1 protein-coding gene and 1 pseudogene are annotated in these 1,285 nt (G+C 34.1%); both read right to left on the bottom strand.

The window, feature by feature from the left end; all coding sequences use genetic code 11:
* Positions 1-433: pseudogene (locus AB204_RS20530) on the bottom strand (hypothetical protein); the annotation flags it as partial.
* A gap of 171 nt (positions 434-604) precedes the next feature.
* A partial coding sequence (locus tag AB204_RS22970; protein WP_200898270.1) for an endonuclease/exonuclease/phosphatase family protein occupies positions 605-1,285 on the bottom strand: 681 nt, incomplete at its 5' end.

The raw sequence follows: 1,285 nt of genomic DNA, 5'->3' as shown, positions 1-1,285 counted from the left end.
CGCTTGCATTATCCGCTGTGGTGGCAATCATCTTGTTATTGACATCGCAACGCACAGCAATACGTTTAATATTTACATCTTTTGTGGATACATAAAATAATATTAAATTTCTAGTATTACGTGTATATTCAGACATATCAAGTTTCTTTAAGGAAACTGAGGGGATCTCTCTAGTATATTCATTTGCTTTTGTGCTATAAGTCCACCCATTAGTTAATTGTTCATTAGTTTCGGCATGACAGAGCGACAAACTTTCTTGCCACTCTCGATCTGTAATATCCAGAATCTCATCCGTAATACCTTTATACGCTTTTGCAGTAACAACGACAGCAAGCTGATTATTTCCATTAGCGTAAATGGAAGGGGTTTGTGTCCCCGAGGCTGCTTCAATTTTCAGTTCAACGCGGCTAGCATCATTTAAAGAATCGGCCATTTAAATTACCCTATTTTAACGTGTTATGAATGATTTAAAAAATACTGAATTACGTAATATTATTAGAAGTGAAATCGATTTTCATTTGGTTGAATGCTATGTCATATATGTTTACCCATCTTAAATAAGTTGATTTTTCAGAAAGTAACTATGCCTGCATAATATAAAGAGTTATTCGAAGTCAAATACTCCTTGTACAGCAAAATGGTCTGATAGATCTATATTACCGTTCTCAACAGGGCGCACAATTTGAGCACTGGCTTGGCTAGGAATTTTATGAACCTTATCATTCCAGAAAAAGATATAATCAAGTGTGTTTTGCTCATTATCATCCACCATCTCATTAAGCTGGGCATCCCATGAATACTGATAATAACCGTTATCTACCACACGCATAAGTTCTGGTATAATACTATATATACTATCTTCTTCTGATGACCCACTTATAATATTTAGGTCTCCCATGAATATTAAAGGGTAATCAGCGGTAAGATTATTTTTAATGAACGTTCTAATCTCACTTAACTGCGTCTTCCTGATATCGGCATGCTTTTCATAAGGTGAAGTGTGAGTAGTTGCCATATAATAGTGTTGACCATTTTTATTTATTTCAATGGCAATAATACCTTTTTGTTGTCGACCAAGACCGTCATCAAATGTATTATTGGTAAAAACATGTTCCCATTGATTGACAATTGGCCACTTACTTATAAAGACAGCACCTCCAGAATCCTTAAATAAAAAGCTAGACGGATAACCAACAATATTTGAATGATATTTATAAGAAGAAGTTAGAAGCATTGAATTTTTGACCATATCTTCATAATAAATTTCAAAAAAACACTCTTGCAA

The organism is Xenorhabdus khoisanae (genome assembly GCF_001037465.1).
Taxonomy (GTDB): Bacteria; Pseudomonadota; Gammaproteobacteria; order Enterobacterales; family Enterobacteriaceae; genus Xenorhabdus; species Xenorhabdus khoisanae.
Note: the sequence above shows the minus strand (reverse complement) of the source record. Positions and strands in the feature narration are given on the sequence as shown.